The organism is Tsukamurella spumae (assembly GCF_012396015.1).
GTDB lineage: Bacteria > Actinomycetota > Actinomycetes > Mycobacteriales > Mycobacteriaceae > Tsukamurella > Tsukamurella spumae.
On sequence record NZ_JAAXOQ010000005.1, the window covers coordinates 171,817 to 187,606 of the forward strand.

The following is a 15,790-nucleotide window of genomic DNA, read 5'->3' on the forward strand; positions in this document are numbered from 1 at the left end:
GTAGCGCTACGGGCGCCGGGGCTCCCTGACGCCGGACGACGGGGCCGGACGGCGCCTGCCGGAGGCGGAGCGCGGGGGATGCGACAGCGTCCAGACCAGGTGGATCACCGACGCGGCGATCGCCAGGAGGAACAGCACCAGAAGAGCCGATCGGGCGGCGCTCTCGTGCGCGTCGATCACGGACAGGGCGGTGAACGCGGCGCTGAGGAAGAGCACGAGGCTGCCGATCAGGAGGAAGAAGTCCGCGATGATCCGCGAGAACGCGGGGCGATGCGCGTCCGTCAGCCAGTAGTCGCGGCGCGGGGTGTTCACCAGCGATGCCGGTAGTCGCGGCGCGAAGAACGACAGGCAGGCGAAGAGGACGGCGAGGCCGCCGGTGACGAGTGCGAGCTCGAGGAGCGCCGATTTCCGCGGGCGCCAACCATCGACCCCTCCGCCGAGCCCCATGTGGGTGGGGAACGGGTCGGGTCCGGACGTGGCCGCCCAGGCCAGGGCGGCCGCGCACGCGAGAACGGCGACGACGTAGATCCACTGGCGGGCGCGCATGATGCGAACGGTACGCGCGTTCGGTGATCTGCACCGGGCGCTGGAACCTGGTGCGGTGGAGATGCCCGGTTCTGCCGTAGATTGGTCGCATGGCCGACGACACGAATGCGCAGGCACCGTCCACGGAACTCTGGGTCGAGCGCACCGGCGTGCGCCGCTACACGGGGCGCAGTTCGCGCGGTGCGCAGGTGCTGGTCGGTTCGGTGGACGTCGAGGGCGTGTTCACCCCCGGTGAGCTGCTGAAGATCGCGCTCGCGGCGTGCAGCGGCATGTCCACGGACCACGTGCTCGCGCGCCGGCTCGGCGAGGACTACGACGCGGTCGTCCGCGTCTCCGGCGACGCGGATCGGGACAACGAGGTCTACCCGGAGCTCAACGAGATCCTGGAGTTGGACCTGTCCGAGCTCGACGAGGCTGCGCGGGAGCGTCTGGTCACGGTCGCGCGCCGCGCGATCGACCAGGTCTGCACCGTGGGGCGCACGCTCAAGGCCGGCACCGTCGTCAACCTCGACGTCACCACGGAGTGACCTCCGTGACCGAGGAGCAGGCGCGGATGACGGCGTGGGTCCACGGCAGCGTGCAGGGCGTCGGCTTCCGCTATTGGACCAAGACCCAGGCGCTGGAACTCGGCCTGCTCGGCTACGCCGCGAACCAGGCGGACGGTCGCGTGCGGGTCGTGGTCGAGGGCGCCCGCCCGGCGTGCGACACTCTGCTGCAGCGCCTCTGGTCGGGGCACACTCCGGGCAGGGTCGACCTGGTCGTGGAACTGTTCGGGCCCGCACGCGGCGGGCTCCCGTCGTTCGAGGAGAGGTGAGGTATGCAGCCACCCGTTCCTGAGAACCGTCCCGCGGGGTTCATCCCCGGGCCGGAGTCGAATCACCTCCCCGTGCCGGGCATGCCGCCGGAGCTGCAGCTGCCGGACACCACCGGAGATGCTCCCCGGCGCCCGGGCCGCATGCGGGAGCAGGACGAGAACACGCAGGCGCGCCCGGAGACGGTGGCCGAGGCCCGCGCGCGGCAGCGCGCGCAGCGCCAGCGCGCCGAGGACGAGGAGCGGGAGGCCACCGAGGCGGCCGCCGCGGCCGCGAAGAAGGGCCGGCGCCGCAAGCAGATGATGGGCGCGGGCGTCGGCGTGGGTGTGGTGGGCGCGATCGCGCTGCTGTACGTCGCGATCCCGGACAACGACGGTGCGCGCAATGTCAGCACGCAGACGGCGTACTGCACCGTGGACGGGCAGCAGGTGGTCTCCGACGACTACTGCTCGCGCGGCACGTACAACCCGGTGACGGGGTTCATCCTGCTCAACGGCCTGAGCTACCGGTACAACTACGGCGGCAGCGTCAACAACGGGCGCATCACCGGCGGCAGCTACGACCGGCCCACCAACACCGCCTTCCGGACCTCGTCGGGGACGGCGATCGACCCGGCGAAGACCACCTCCTTCGGTACCAACGGCCAGACCAACGCTGCGAGCAAGCCCGCGCCGCCCGCCGCCGGCTCGAAGGGCACCAGCAACAAGGGCGGTTCCGGAAACACCAACGCGGGCAGCAACAGCGGCTCCAGCGGCAAGAACATCGACCGCGGCGGCCTGGGCACGTCCAACAAGGGCGGGAGCTCCAAGGGCGGCTCCGGATCGAGCGGGTCGTAGATGCGGCGCATGCGGGGAACGCCCCGCGAGGGCTGGCAGCGGACCGTCGAATCGCAGGGCCTGGTGTTCGGCACCCCCGCGCGCGACGGGGCCGGCGACAGCCGGAACTACTGGGACGAGTCCGTGTTCTACGAGTTCGACATGGACGAGGTACTCGCCCTCGAGGCCCAGGTGGAGGTGCTGCACTCGATGTGCCTCAAGGCCGTCGAGAACGTGATCCTCACCGAGCGGTACGCCGATTTCGGCATCCCCGAGTGGGCGTGGGGCCCGATCGAGGAGTCGTGGAAGCGGCAGGACCCGCACGTCTACGGACGGTTCGACCTGCGGTACGACGGCCGGCGGCCCGCGAAACTGTTGGAGTACAACGCCGATACGCCCACCTCCCTGCTGGAAGCCGCTGTGGTGCAGTGGTACTGGTTCCAGGACACCGCCCCGGACAAGCGCTCCTGGGACGAGGGCGGCTACGACCAGTGGAACTCGCTGCACGAGGCGCTCGTCGCGCGCTGGGGCGAGATCCGGGGCGTGATCCCGCCGTCGGAGCTGCACTTCACCTGGTCCGGCGCCGACGCGACGGGCGAGGACCACGTGACCACCGGCTACCTGCAGGAGACGGCCGCCGAGGCGGGCTTCGACACCGTCGGGCTGCCCATCGAGGACATCGGCTGGGATCACGACCTGAAGACCTTCGTCGACCTCGAGGACGCCCCGATCCACTCGGTGTTCAAGCTGTACCCGTGGGAGTGGATCCTGGAGGACGACTTCGGCAAGCGGGTCGTCGAATCGATCCCCGCCACCACGTGGATCGAGCCGCTGTGGAAGACGATCCTCTCCAACAAGGCGATCCTCGCGGTGCTCTGGGAGATGTACCCCGACCATCCGAACCTGTTGCCCGCCTTCATCGACAGCCCCGGATTCCTCACCGAGTACGTGAAGAAGCCCAAGCTCGGGCGGGAGGGTGCGAACCTCACGATCGTGGACAGCGGTCGGGAGACGGCCACCGGCGGCGTGTACGGCGCCGAGGGCTACGTGTACCAGATGTTCGACCCGCTGCCCGAGTTCGACGGCTACCGCCCCGTGATCGGGGCCTGGGTCGTCGGTGACGAGTCCGCCGGCATCGGCATCCGCGAGACCTCCGGCCTCATCACCGACGACGGTGCCGCCTTCATCCCGCACCGCATCACCCCGAAAGGCATGACCGCATCATGAACACGACCCTCCTCGCCGCCGCGGACCTGGGCACTCTGGGCAAGGGCATCGGCGCGATCTGCCTGTACGCCCTCGTGGGCCTCGTGCTGATGATCGCCGGCTTCTACGCCGTCGATCTCTCCACGCCCGGCAAGCTGCGCGACCTGGTGAAGGACGGCAAGCCCAACGCCACGTACATCACCGCGGCGGGCATGCTCTCCATGGCGTTCATCATCGTCGTCGCGATCTACGCCAACTACACCGGCGGCGGCAACCTGCTGGACGGCGTCATCTACTCGCTCGTCTACGGCATCGTCGGCATCGTCGCGCAGATCATCTCCGTGCGCGTCCTCGACCTGGTCACGGGCGTGGACATGGAGGAGCTCATGTACTCCGAGGTGTTCCTGCCGCAGGCTCGGGTGATCGGCGCATGCCACATCGCCCTCGGTCTGATCGTGGCGATGGCGGTGCTCTAGCGGCTGCGCCCTGCAGCAGCGTCGCGCGGATCACCGTGAGCATGACGAACGAGCTGGCGCGCGCGGAGGCCGCGGTGGCGGACCTCGCGGCGCGTCGCCGTGATCGCTGGTACCCGCGCGTGCACATCGCGGCGGCCGCGGGGTGGATCAACGATCCGAACGGCCTGTGCCACTTCGGCGGCCGCTATCAGGTGTTCTTCCAGCACCATCCGTACAGCGCCCAGTGGGGACCGATGCACTGGGGCCATGTCTCGAGTGCGGACCTGGTGACCTGGCGGCGCGAGCCGATCGCGTTGGCGCCGAGCCTGGAGGAGGACCGCGATGGGGTGTTCTCCGGTTCCGCGGTCGTGGATGGTAACGAGCTGGTGGTCTACTACACCGGTCACCGGTGGCGGAACGGCGTTAACGAGGACGAGGGCAACCTGCAGGTCCAGTGCGTCGCCCGGTCCTCCGACGGGATTACCTTCACCAAGGGCGGAGTCGTGGTGACGGGCCCGCGCGAGCTGCCCCACTTCCGCGATCCGAAGGTGTGGCGCACCGACGGCACCTGGTACATGGTGTTCGGCGTGTGCTCGGCGGACCGACGGGGCGAGGTGTGGCTCTACACTTCCGCCGACGGTGCCTCCTGGGAGTTCGATCGGGTCGTCCTCCGGGATCCCGACCCGGACGCCTTCATGCTGGAGTGCCCGGACATGTTCCCGCTCAACGACAAGTGGGTCATCGTGTACTGCCCCATGGGCCGCAAGCCCGACGGGTACGGCCTGCGCAACGCGTGCAACGCCGGTTACGTCGTGGGCGATTGGACGCCCGGCGAGGACTTCGTCCCGCTCACCGACTACCGGCCGGCGGACTGGGGTGCCGAGTACTACGCGCCGCAGAGCTTCGAGGCGCCGGACGGGCGGCGGATCGCCCTCGGCTGGATGGGCGGCTTCGACCACCCGATCGCCTCCCAACCCGACGGGTGGTGCGGTCAGCTCACCGTGCCGCGCGAGCTCACCCTCGGCGACGACCTTCGCGTGCGAGCCCTGCCGGTCGTCGAGTTCGCCGGGCTGCGGCGCGACACCGTCGACCTGGGGGAGACGACGCTCGGGCGCGACGAGGAGCGGGAACTCCTCCCGGACCTCGACGCCGCCGACATCGAGCTCACGATCGCCCTGGCCGACGGTGACGCGGAGCGGCTCGGCATCGTGCTGCGCACCGACCGGGGCGACGAGGTCGTCGTCGCCTACGACGACCAGGCCCGACGGGTGTCGATCGACCGGCGCCGTGCCGGGCACGGCGAGCGGGGCTACCGGGCGGCGCCCGCCGACGGTGACGTCCTCCGACTGCGCGTGATCGTGGACCGCGGCTCGGTCGAGGTGTTCATCGGCGACGGCGCGGAGTGCGTCAGCTCCCTGGTGTTCCTGGGGGAGGGGGTGCGCTCGGCGGCCCTGTTCGCGGAATCGGGGACCGCCAGGTTCACGCGGGTCGCGGCGCACCGGCTCGGCTCCGTCTGGGAGAACTGACCCGGCGGGTATTCTCGACGATTGTGTATCTCAAGTCGCTGACGTTGAAGGGCTTCAAGTCCTTCGCTTCGGCGACGACCCTGCGCCTCGAACCGGGCATCACCTGCGTCGTCGGGCCCAACGGATCGGGCAAGTCGAACATCCTCGACGCCCTGCGCTGGGTGATGGGGGAGCAGGGCGCCAAGGGCCTGCGCGGCGGCAAAATGGAGGACGTCATCTTCGCCGGCACGTCCGGCCGCGCGCCCCTGGGGCGTGCCGAGGTGACCCTCACCATCGACAATTCCGACGGTGCGCTGCCCATCGACTACTCCGAGGTCTCCATCACGCGGCGCATGTTCCGCGACGGCGCCGGTGAGTACGAGATCAACGGCACCAAGTGCCGGCTCATGGACGTGCAGGAACTGCTGTCGGATTCCGGCATCGGCCGCGAGATGCACGTCATCGTCGGGCAGGGCCAGCTCGCCGCGATCCTCGAATCCAAGCCCGAGGAGCGTCGCGCCTTCATCGAGGAGGCGGCCGGCGTGCTCAAGCACCGTCGCCGCAAGGAGAAGGCGGTCCGCAAGCTCGACTCGATGCAGGCCAACCTCGCCCGGCTCACCGACCTCACGACGGAACTGCGCCGCCAGCTCAAGCCCCTGGGGCGACAGGCCGAGGTGGCCCGTCGGGCACAGACCATCCAGGCCGACCTCCGCGACGCCCGGCTCCGTCTGGCCGCCGACGATCTGGTGCGCCGGCGCGCCGAACTCGCCGATCAGAGCGGAAACGAGGCGGCGGTCCGTGAGGAGCAGAACCTCGTCGCCGCACAGCTCGACGAGGCGAACGCGCTGGTCGCGTCGCACTCGGAGGCCGTGGCAACGCTCGATCCGGCGGTGAAGGCCGCGGGCGAGGGCTGGTTCTCGCTCTCGGCGCTCGCCGAACGCGTGTCGTCGACGGAGCGGATCGCCTCCGAACGCGCCCGCCTGCTGTCCGAGCCCGTGCAGCACGCCCCGGGCCGCGACCCCGACGAGCTGGACGCCGAGGCCGAGCGCGTGGCCGAGGAGGAGGCCGAGCTCATGGAGGCCCTCGAGGAGGCCGCCATGATCCTCGAGGGTGCCACCGACGAGCTCACCGAGCGGGAGGAGTCCGCTCGGGAGGCCGAGAAGGCGCACATGGCTGCGGTGGCGGCCATCGCGGACCGTCGGGAAGGGTTGGCGCGACTGGCCGGCCAGGTGGAGACCCTGCGGACCCGGGCGGAGTCCGTCGAGGCGGAGTCCGGGCGGCTGACGGCGGCCATCACCGAGGCGGTCGAACGCGCCGAGGCCGCCGAGTCCGAGTTCGAGCAGGTCCAGGGGCAGATCGCCGAGCTCGACGCCTCCGAGGCCTCGCTCGACGAGCACCACGAACGCAGCGTCGCGGCCTTCAACGCGGCCAGCGCGCGGGTGGAGGAGCTGCGCGCCTCGGAGCGGGAGGCCGAGCAGAAGGTCGCCTCGCTCGTCGCGCGCATCGAGGCGCTGTCGATGAACCTGGACCGGGGTGACGGTGCCGCCTGGGTCGTCGAGCACGTGGACGGTGTGACGGCGGGCGTGGCGTCGCGACTGACGATCCGGGCGGGGTACGAGAAGGCCGTGGCCGCGGCCCTGGGCCCGGTGGCGGAGGCCGTCGCGGCGGGCTCCGTCGGCGCGGCGGTGGCGGCCGTCGAGCGGTTGCGCGAGGCCGACGGGGGCCGCGCCGCGGTCGTCGTCGAGGGACTCGCGTCCGCGCCGTCCGCGGGCGGTCCCTTGCCCGACGGTGCCGTCTGGGCCGCTTCGTGCGTGGAGGCACCGTCGTCGCTGGCGGGGGCGGTGACGGCGGCGCTGGCCGGATGCGTGCTCGTCCGGTCGGTCGCGGAGGCTGTGGCGGTGGTCGCGGAGCGGCCCGAGCTGCGGGCCGTCACGTCCGACGGTGACGTCATCTCCCACGGCGTGCTCACCGGCGGTTCCGCGGCGCGGCAGTCGACGCTGGAGGTGCAGAAGTCCATCGATTCCGCCGAGGCGACGCTGGGGGAGACCCGGCGGTCGGTGGAGTCGCTGTCGGCGGCGCTGGCGGGTGCTCTGGAGGAGTCGGCGGCGCGGCGCGAGGTGACGGAGGCGGCGCTGGCCGCCCTGCACGAGTCGGACGCGCAGTTGGGCGCGATCTACGAGCAGCTGGCGCGGCTAGGGCAGGCCGCGCGGAGCGCGCGCGACGAGGCCGAGCGCCTGGTGACGCAGCGCGCGCGGATCGAGGGCTCGCGCGACGAGACGCGGGCCGCGCTGGTCGAGCACGAGGAGCGCTTGCGGCTCGCGGAAGAGCTGCCCGAGGATTCGGTGTCCGTGGGGACCGAGGAGCGGGACGCTGCGGCTGTGGCGCTGGCCGCGGCGCGTGCGGTCGAGATGGAGGCCCGGCTCGCCCGGCGGACCGCCGAGGAGCGCGCGGCCGGCGTGCGGGGCAAGGCGGAGGGGCTTCGACGGGCCGCTTCAGCTGAGAGGGCTGCGCGGGAGCGGGCGGAGGCGGCGGCCGCGTCGCGGTTGTCCGCCGCTGCGGTGGCGGCGTCGGTCGCCGAGGGAGCGGCGTTGGTGTCCTCGCGGCTCGCGCGGGCGGTGAGTAGGGCTGCTGCGCATCGTGATGCGCTGGAAGCATCGCGTGCCGAGCGCGCCGGGGCGCTGGATGTGGCTCGGCAGGAATCGACGGCGTTGGCGGCGCGGTTGGCGCAGCTCACGGATGCCGTGCATCGCGACGAGGTGGCGCGGGCGCAGGCGGCGTTGCGGATCGAGCAGCTCGAGGAACAGGTGCTCTCGTCCTTCGGCATGGCGCCGGACGATCTGGTGGCGGAGTACGGGCCGGATGTTCTGTTGCCCGCTTCGCCGTTGGAGTTGGAGGAGTACGAGGCGGCGCGGGAGCGCGGCGAGACCGTGATGAAGCCGGTGGGGATGCCGTTCGAGCGGGCGGCGCAGGAGCGGCGGCTCAAGCTCGCGGAGAAGGACCTGGCGACGCTCGGGCGGGTGAACCCGCTGGCGCTCGAGGAGTTCGCGGCGCTGGAGGAGCGCTACAACTTCCTCTCCACGCAGCTCGAGGACGTGAAGTCGGCCCGCGAGGACCTGCTGAGCGTGGTCGAGGAGGTGGACGCCAAGATCCTGCAGGTGTTCACCGAGGCGTGGCTCGACGTGGAGCGCGAGTTCGTGGGCGTCTTCGAGACCCTGTTCCCCGGCGGCGAGGGCAGGCTGATCCTGACCGACCCCTCCGACATGCTCGCCACCGGTATCGACGTCGAGGCCCGGCCGCCGGGCAAGAAGGTCAAGCGGCTGTCCCTGCTCTCCGGTGGCGAGAAGTCCCTGACCGCCGTCGCGATGCTGGTCGCCATCTTCCGCGCTCGGCCTTCACCCTTCTACGTGATGGACGAGGTCGAGGCGGCGCTGGACGACACCAACCTGCGCCGCCTGATCTCGCTGTTCGAGCAGCTGCGGGACAAGTCCCAGCTCATCGTGATCACCCACCAGAAGCCGACGATGGAGGTCGCCGACGCGCTGTATGGGGTCTCGATGCGCGGTGACGGCATCACGCAGGTCATCTCCCAGCGGATTCGTGGGCAGGAGCTGGGCGCTCTGCCCGTGTAGGCAGCAGCGCTGGGCGGGACAACTTCCGTCGGCCTCTCGGATTCTGTCCGGTTCGGACGCCGAACTTGACAGACCTCGCTGCCATGATCGCTTCCGTGGCGTCGTGGGGGCGCCGGGAATGGGAGGCCGACGATGGCGACGGTGCGAGTGCTGGGGTGGCTCTTGCAGGACGTGACTGATCCGAACTTCAAGGTGTAGGCGGTCTTGCCTGGCGCAGTCCGGCATCGGGCCAGGCATCGATGTACTCGTTGTACGGTCCGAGACGAGCTGTCCACGCCGGCTCGATGCGAGTGCTCGATGACACCGCACCCGAACGGAAGATGCGCGGACCGGTGGCCCCGGAACCTCAGGCCGTGGTGGACGCGACCCTCGAGCGGATCACGGAGAAGCTCGGCGGCGGGTACTCGAAGCACAGCGGACCGGTCGCGTTCGAGGTGGACTCCAGTCGCCTACGTGAGCACGAGTTGCCGGCCGTCATGCGCGATTTCGTCTACGGCCGCACCTCGATGGGCGGCGCCAAGAAGGTCGCTGAAGCAGCGCTGCTCGGTCACGGCCTCTCCAAGGAGGCCATCGCTGATGCGTCGCAGGCCACCGCTGGCCCTCTGCCACCGGCGGATCCCATCGCTTTGCCCAATGGGGACGAGTACTACCCGCGCAAGGTGGGCGAAATGCTGGATGTTGACCTGATGCGGATGGCGCGGGAGAAGCTCCGTCGTCACGTGGGACTGGTCGGGCCGCCCGGTACCGGGAAGACGAGCCTGCCGCTGGCGGCGTTCGGCGTCGATGACTGCGTCGTCGTGGGTCTCCACGGAGACTCGAAAGTATCCGACCTGGTGGGCAAGTACATCCCCGCCGATCCGGGAGAGGAGTCACCGTCAGGTTTCGTCTGGCGTGACGGGCCACTCGTGACGGCGATGCGCGAGGGGAAGGTGCTCGTGGCCGATGAGCTCACCCGGGCACCCGCGGAGACCGTCGCAGTCCTGTTCGGAGCGCTCGACGCGCGTCGTGAGATCGGTATCGACGATCGCCCCGGCGAGGTCGTGCGTGCAGTTGAAGGCTTCCTTGTGGTGGCCACCTGGAACCCGGACGGCGTGGGCGTCAACGAGCTCGACGGTGCGCTCCTTCGTCGTTTTCCGTTGCAGGTCAAGGTCGGCAACGACTACCGGATCGCCGAATACCGCGGGGTAAACGCGCGGCTGGTCAAGGTGGCGCGCAATCTCGCGACCAGGAACGAACGAGCCCGGGCATCGGGTGCGTTCGGAGTTTGGGAGCCGCCGTTGGCCACACTGCTCGATGTCCAGGCAATGCTGGACGCCGGCTGCGGCAATGAAATCGCCCTCGGATCGCTGCTCAATGGATGTCCGGCAGTCGATCGGGAGGACGTCGCCGCCGTCGTCCGTACCGTGTTCGGCATATCCGTTGCTCCGCTGAGACTGGGGACGGGGGCATGACGCTCGATCGTTGGGCAGCCGCGTCGCAGGGGTTGACGGAAGTGGTCGATGAGTTCAGTGAGCGGGACGACCTCGTGGTTCGTGTGTGCGAGAACGCCTCGGCACCAGGAACATTCTCGCCTCGACGCGCCGAGATTACCCTCGACGCGTCCGTCGTGCTTCCCGGAGTGAACCCCGACGCTGAGGACTTCGCAAGTGCGGTTCTTCTCTTGAAGTTTCCGGTTCTCGCGGGCGTACTGGCGCACGAAGTGGCGCACGCAGAACACAGCGTGGCGCGGGCGTCCGAGAACGTGATGGTGGACGGATGGGCGCAGGTACTTGAGGAGCCGCGCATCGAACGCGCTGCGATCTCCGATCGTCCGTATGTGCGCGGCTGGCTGCGGTCCGCGGTCACCGCGCTGATCGCCACGGACGCCACCGATGCGGTGTCGGCCGCCGAGGTGTTGGTACTGGTCGGCGGCAGGATCGCGGCCGGGGTGTTCAGTCACGGGGAGATCGACATCGACGCGGTGTGCCGGGACTGGCTCACGGCTGAGCAGTTCTTCGTCGTTTCTGATGCGGTGCTTACTGCGGTGGGGTTGGCTGACAGCGACGTCGAGGCGTTGTTCGTGCAGGCGGAGCGGATCGCCAGGGTGTTGGGCGGCAGGCGACCTGCTCATCTGCCCCACGCGGGCGATGAGAATGCCTCCGAACTCGACGGCGATGCGCTTGCACGGCAGTTGGCTGAGATCGCTGAAGAAGCAGCGGGGGAGATCACCCTGCCGGAGGAGCTCGCCACGGTGGCGAACGCTACCGGTGCGGGGTATTCGGAGCACCTCGTGGAGCACCGGATGCCGACATCCGACGAGCGCCGGGCTGAACGGCAGCTTCTCCTACGGCTGCGCCGCGCTGCCGATCGGGGTGGCGATGTCCGCGAGGTTCCGACACGCCTGCCGTCCGGCCGGCTGGTGACGGGAGAGCTCGTGCAGCGATCGGCGCAGCGTGCGATGGGGGTGATGCCGACGGCGACGCCGTGGCGGGAGCGAACACGGCGTGTGCGGCCCCGGCCTCGGTTGACAATCGGAATTGCGGCGGACATCTCCTACTCGCAGGAGGCGGTTATGGAATCCGTCGGCGTGGTGACTTGGCTGCTGAGCCGGGCCGCTCGGGACCGCGGCGGGCGATCGCTGAGTCTGATCTGGGACGACGAGGTGTCCGTCTTGGAGGGTGGGGGCGGTGCGACGGTGCCGATTCCACTGGCAGCGGGTGGTTCGGGTGGTCTTCCGAAGGCGCTGCGGATGCTAGACGAGAGGCTGTCGCTGGTCGCCGATACCCGGCAGCCCCGACTGGTCGCGGTGATTACCGACGGCTACCTCTGGCCGGAGGACACGGTCATAGCTGAACTGCGGAGGCTGCTCGACGCTGGCGTGCGGGTGCTCTGGCTCGATACCGGCGCCGGCGACGGCATCGTTCCGCCGAACGGGACGGTTGTGACTCGCATCGGTGAGGGTGGCGACCTCACCGCGCTGATCGCTGAGGGTGCTATTGTCGCGCTCACGGCGGCGAGGGCACTGAGAACACCCTGGTGATGTCGTGGCTCGGCGCCCATCCGATCCGCGACGCCACTCGGTCGTCCTGTGTCTCTAGGCCTGCCAGTTCAACAGCGTTGTTCGGATGGCGTCGATAGCATCTGCATCCGACGGTAGCCAAGCGAGGGTGTGCATCTGGAGAGGGGCGATCCAACGGGTCTCGTCGTGGGAGTTGCCGGACGCAAGCTCGCCGGTCTCGACGGCGGCGAAGTACAGCCGCATCTCGTACTTCTCCGAGATTGGCCATGCACCCGAGGCATGGGGTACTTCGGGACCGACGGAGATCGTCGCAACCAGCTCCTCACGTATCTCGCGCACGAGCGCAGCCTCCGGTGCTTCACCGTCTTCGACCTTGCCTCCGGGGAATTCCCAAAGGCCGGCGAGCGCTGCGGGGCTTGTGCGCCTGGCCGCGAACACCCTGGTGGGCTGTTCCAGGTTGTCCAGGATGATCGCGCCAACGACTAGTCGCCGAGCGTTGGGGTGCATGACGGCGATTCTGGCACCTCTGCCCGTTGTTGTCAGAGGGAGGTGCCAGACTGGCGCCCATGGAAGAGGGGATCTACGAGTCGCTGCACACAGCGGAACTCCGTGATCGGATCAAAGCGACGGGCTTGCAGAGTGATACGCGAGTGGTCGAGAAGGCGGACCAACCGCACGTGCTCGCTCGTCACGTGGCGAGCATCGTGGAGCGAGCGATCGCGGGGGAGAAGGACGAATCGGAGCGGATTAAGCTCGCGAACAGTCTGCTGTCCCTGGCCGGCGAACCCGATAGCCCGATTCTCGATCCGGCTGCCCAGCTTGCGCGCCTCTATCAACTGCCTGCGCCCGGCGTTGTGGATCGTACGTCGACGCGGCCGGAGACACCGCTCTCTGAGGTGGCTCTGCTGACGAACAGCGGTAGGGGAGAGCCCTCCATCGGTCACGAGTTGAAGGCAGAGATTGCCTCGGCTGATCGTGTCGACTTGCTCTGTGCATTCATCAAGTGGAGCGGGGTCAGGCTCCTCGAGACTGAGCTGCAGGCGCTCGCAGACGCAAGCAAGCCGTTCCGAGTAATTACCACCACGTACCTCGGTTCCACCGAACGCAAGACCCTGGATCGGCTGGCGAGGAAATACGGCGCTGAGGTGCGAGTGCAGTACGACGCTCTGCGTACGCGACTCCACGCAAAGGCGTGGATGTTCCACCGCGACTCAGGATTCGACACCGCGTACATCGGTTCCTCGAACCTTTCCAATGTTGCCCTGATCGACGGCGTCGAGTGGAACGTGCGTCTGTCGAAGGTCGCCACTCCTAGCTTGCTCAACAAGTTCCGCGCGACGTTCGAGACCTATTGGAGCGAAGACCCAGGATTCGAGGAATACATCCCCGATCGCGACGGCGAGCGGCTCGATCGCGCCCTTCGTGAGGCATCCGGCCTCACCACCTCGGGCAATGTCACGATCAACGTCTCGGGTCTGGATGTTCGTCCATATTCGTACCAGCAGACGATGCTGGACGAGTTGCAGGCCGAGCGCGAAGTACACGACCATCACCGCAACCTGGTGGTGGCAGCGACGGGAACCGGCAAAACTGTGCTTGCTGCCCTCGACTACCGCCGCCTGTTCCCGGCGGGCGGCAAGCGCCCTCGTCTGTTGTTTGTGGCGCATACTCGCGAAATCCTGGTCCAGGCGCTGCGCACATTCCGCGAGGTACTCGCTGACGGAGCGTTCGGCGAGCTTCTCGTCAACGGTCAGCGGCCCGAGCGGTGGGAGCACGTGTTCGCGAGCGTGCAATCGCTGAAACAGGACGTCCTCGACATACTCGACGCCGATCACTTCGAAGTGATCGTGGTCGATGAGTTTCACCACGGAGCGGCGCCGACCTACCGACGACTGGTCGACCACTTCGCACCCCGGGAGCTGGTCGGCCTGACTGCGACCCCGGAGCGCGCCGACGGCCTCGATGTGCGCGAGTACTTCGGGGGCCGCATCGCCACTGAGCTTCGGCTCTGGGATGCGCTTGGCGCTGAGCTTCTGTGCCCATTCCACTACTTCGGTATCGCCGACGGCACGGACCTGACGGCGATCGCGTGGAAGGCCGGGAAGTACGACCAGAGTGCACTCGGGCACCTGTATACCGGCAACGACGCCCGGGTACGGATGGTTCTGAAGGCAATCCAGGACAAGCTGGCTGACCCGGCCCAGATGCGTGCGCTGGGCTTCTGCGTGTCGATTGAGCATGCCCAGTACATGGCAGACAAATTCACAGAAGCGGGCATCCCGTCCGTGATGGTGTCGGGGCAGACTGGTAGTGACGCGCGGAGGCAGGCACTCTCCGACCTGCGTGACCGTCGCGTCAACGCGATCTTCTCTGTCGATGTGTTCAACGAGGGCCTGGACATCAAGGAAGTTGACACGGTCCTGATGCTTCGCCCCACCGAGAGCGCGACCATCTTCTTGCAGCAGCTTGGTCGAGGACTTCGCAGGACACCCGACAAGGCTGTACTCACGGTGCTTGACTTTGTCGGACATCAGCGCGAGGAGTTTCGTTGGGACAAGCGCCTCCGCGCGTTGACTGGCATTCCGCGCGGCAGGCTGGTGAAGGAGGTCGAGAACGAGTTCCCGTACCTGCCGTCGGGATGCAGGATCGAACTCGATCGCCAGACACAGGCGTTCGTCCTAGAAAACGTGAAGCGCCAGCTCAATCTGCGCAGACCGCAGCTTGTGGCTGAGGTCCGCTCCGCGGGGGAGGACACGCTCGCGGGCTTCCTCGCGGCGACGGGGATCGACCTCGCCTCGGTGGTCCGAGGCGACCGCTCCTGGACAGGTCTACGTCGTGAGGCGGGAGTCGACTTGGCCTTCTCGCCCGGACCGCGTGAACCTGAGTTGCTGCGACGGAGCCAAGTGTTCGCCCACGTTGACGACGAAGTCCGCGTCGACGGGTACAAGAGAATTATCGCGAGTGACGCCAAATACGACGACATGAGCGAGACGGACCAACTGCTCGCGAAGATGCTGTTCTTCACTCTCTGGCCAGACGGCGGAAGACCAGTCTTCGGGAGCTACGACGACGGATTGGACGCACTCCGTACTGAGATGGCCGCGACGGGTGAGTTTATCGAGATCATAGACCTGGCGTATGACGCATCTCGCCACGTCACCTACCCGCTCCAAGGTGAGTTGGCAGACCTGCCCCTCCATGTCCACGCTCGGTACTCGCGCGAGGAGATCCTGGCCGGCCTCGGGCAGGCCTCGCTGGCTGACCGACCAAACACCTTCGTCGCCGGCGTCAAGTGGATCCCTGAACGCAACATCGACGCATTGTTCATCAACCTCGTCAAGACGGAGGGTACGTTTTCACCGACCACGATGTACCGCGACTACGCGGTCAGCCCAGACGAGTTTCACTGGGAGTCGCAATCGCGAACGGCTGTCGATTCTCCTACCGGGCGTCGATACGTCAGTGGCGCTAGCAACGTCCTCCTTTTTGTACGTCGGACAAAGACAGGTGAGTTTGGATCAGAACCCTACACATTTCTTGGAGGCGCCCGGCGCGTGAGCCATGAAGGGGAACGTCCGATCGCTATTACGTGGAAACTTGACCGCGCAATGACATTTGATTTGGGATGAAATATACTGTGGGGTCAACTGGGCGTTCTATATTATGCTGAGTCGCTTGGAGATAGTCTCAGCATGAGGGCTCTTCAAGCTTGAGCGGGCAGTGCCTGGTCAGAGGTTCAGCGTGTCGTTGACGTGAGGAGCCCCTGGTCTCCGGAAATCTGGATGTTGCGAAGCATTCCGATTTCGGTGAGGAGTACCAGGGGC

At 68.1% G+C, this 15,790-nt stretch carries 12 protein-coding genes; 10 read left to right on the plus strand and 2 right to left on the minus strand.

What is annotated here, in order from left to right; translation table 11 throughout:
- Positions 1-6 precede the first annotated feature (6 nt).
- Complete coding sequence (locus HF999_RS05715) at positions 7-546, minus strand: hypothetical protein (protein WP_168544933.1); 540 nt, start codon at positions 544-546, stop codon at positions 7-9.
- Positions 547-635: 89 nt separating this feature from the next.
- Between HF999_RS05715 and HF999_RS05720 the strand changes: the two genes are divergently transcribed.
- The 9 genes from HF999_RS05720 to HF999_RS05760 all read left to right on the plus strand — a co-directional run bounded on the left by HF999_RS05720 (position 636) and on the right by HF999_RS05760 (position 11,987).
- On the plus strand, positions 636-1,073 hold the full coding sequence (locus HF999_RS05720; protein ID WP_168544934.1) for an OsmC family protein: 438 nt from the start codon (positions 636-638) through the stop codon (positions 1,071-1,073).
- Positions 1,074-1,078: 5 nt separating this feature from the next.
- Entirely contained in the window at positions 1,079-1,360 is a 282-nt protein-coding gene (locus HF999_RS05725; RefSeq protein ID WP_312854030.1) for an acylphosphatase, read from the plus strand.
- Between the two features lie 3 nt (positions 1,361-1,363).
- Positions 1,364-2,194, plus strand: a complete 831-nt coding sequence (locus HF999_RS05730) for a hypothetical protein (protein WP_168544935.1) — start codon at positions 1,364-1,366, stop codon at positions 2,192-2,194.
- Positions 2,195-3,400 carry a glutathionylspermidine synthase family protein gene (locus HF999_RS05735; RefSeq protein ID WP_168544936.1) on the plus strand — a complete coding sequence of 402 codons (1,206 nt, stop codon included), beginning with the start codon at positions 2,195-2,197 and terminating at the stop codon, positions 3,398-3,400.
- Positions 3,397-3,855, plus strand: a complete 459-nt coding sequence (locus HF999_RS05740) for a DUF350 domain-containing protein (RefSeq protein ID WP_168544937.1) — start codon at positions 3,397-3,399, stop codon at positions 3,853-3,855. The genes HF999_RS05735 and HF999_RS05740 overlap by 4 nt, the downstream gene beginning before the upstream one ends.
- 41 nt (positions 3,856-3,896) lie before the next feature.
- Positions 3,897-5,360 (plus strand): glycoside hydrolase family 32 protein, encoded by a 1,464-nt coding sequence (locus HF999_RS05745; protein WP_168544938.1) that lies wholly within the window; start codon positions 3,897-3,899, stop codon positions 5,358-5,360.
- A 23-nt stretch (positions 5,361-5,383) separates the two neighbouring features.
- Positions 5,384-8,968, plus strand: a complete 3,585-nt coding sequence (gene smc, locus HF999_RS05750; protein ID WP_168544939.1) for a chromosome segregation protein SMC — start codon at positions 5,384-5,386, stop codon at positions 8,966-8,968.
- A gap of 353 nt (positions 8,969-9,321) precedes the next feature.
- Positions 9,322-10,419: an ATP-binding protein gene (locus HF999_RS05755; protein ID WP_168544940.1), complete on the plus strand. Its 1,098-nt coding sequence runs from the start codon at positions 9,322-9,324 to the stop codon at positions 10,417-10,419.
- Positions 10,416-11,987, plus strand: coding sequence for a hypothetical protein (locus HF999_RS05760; protein WP_168544941.1), 1,572 nt, complete (start codon positions 10,416-10,418; stop codon positions 11,985-11,987). Before HF999_RS05755 ends, HF999_RS05760 begins: the two co-directional genes overlap by 4 nt.
- 54 nt (positions 11,988-12,041) lie before the next feature.
- Here HF999_RS05760 and HF999_RS05765 read toward each other — a convergent pair whose 3' ends face one another.
- Entirely contained in the window at positions 12,042-12,473 is a 432-nt protein-coding gene (locus tag HF999_RS05765) for a (deoxy)nucleoside triphosphate pyrophosphohydrolase (protein WP_168544942.1), read from the minus strand.
- A 59-nt stretch (positions 12,474-12,532) separates the two neighbouring features.
- On the opposite strand from HF999_RS05765, the gene HF999_RS05770 reads away from it, so the two are divergent.
- Positions 12,533-15,595, plus strand: coding sequence for a DEAD/DEAH box helicase (locus tag HF999_RS05770; RefSeq protein WP_168544943.1), 3,063 nt, complete (start codon positions 12,533-12,535; stop codon positions 15,593-15,595).
- The last annotated feature ends 195 nt before the right edge of the window (positions 15,596-15,790 follow it).

Bases quoted from the DNA above. Each gene is read 5' to 3' on its own strand.
- HF999_RS05715 (WP_168544933.1), bottom strand. From the start codon at position 546: ATGCGCGCCCGCCAGTGGATCTACGTCGTCGCCGTTCTCGCGTGCGCG.
- HF999_RS05720 (WP_168544934.1), top strand. From the start codon at position 636: ATGGCCGACGACACGAATGCGCAGGCACCGTCCACGGAACTCTGGGTC.
- HF999_RS05730 (WP_168544935.1), top strand. From the start codon at position 1,364: ATGCAGCCACCCGTTCCTGAGAACCGTCCCGCGGGGTTCATCCCCGGG.
- HF999_RS05735 (WP_168544936.1), top strand. From the start codon at position 2,195: ATGCGGCGCATGCGGGGAACGCCCCGCGAGGGCTGGCAGCGGACCGTC.
- HF999_RS05740 (WP_168544937.1), top strand. From the start codon at position 3,397: ATGAACACGACCCTCCTCGCCGCCGCGGACCTGGGCACTCTGGGCAAG.
- HF999_RS05745 (WP_168544938.1), top strand. From the start codon at position 3,897: ATGACGAACGAGCTGGCGCGCGCGGAGGCCGCGGTGGCGGACCTCGCG.
- HF999_RS05760 (WP_168544941.1), top strand. From the start codon at position 10,416: ATGACGCTCGATCGTTGGGCAGCCGCGTCGCAGGGGTTGACGGAAGTG.
- HF999_RS05765 (WP_168544942.1), bottom strand. From the start codon at position 12,473: ATGCACCCCAACGCTCGGCGACTAGTCGTTGGCGCGATCATCCTGGAC.
- HF999_RS05770 (WP_168544943.1), top strand. From the start codon at position 12,533: ATGGAAGAGGGGATCTACGAGTCGCTGCACACAGCGGAACTCCGTGAT.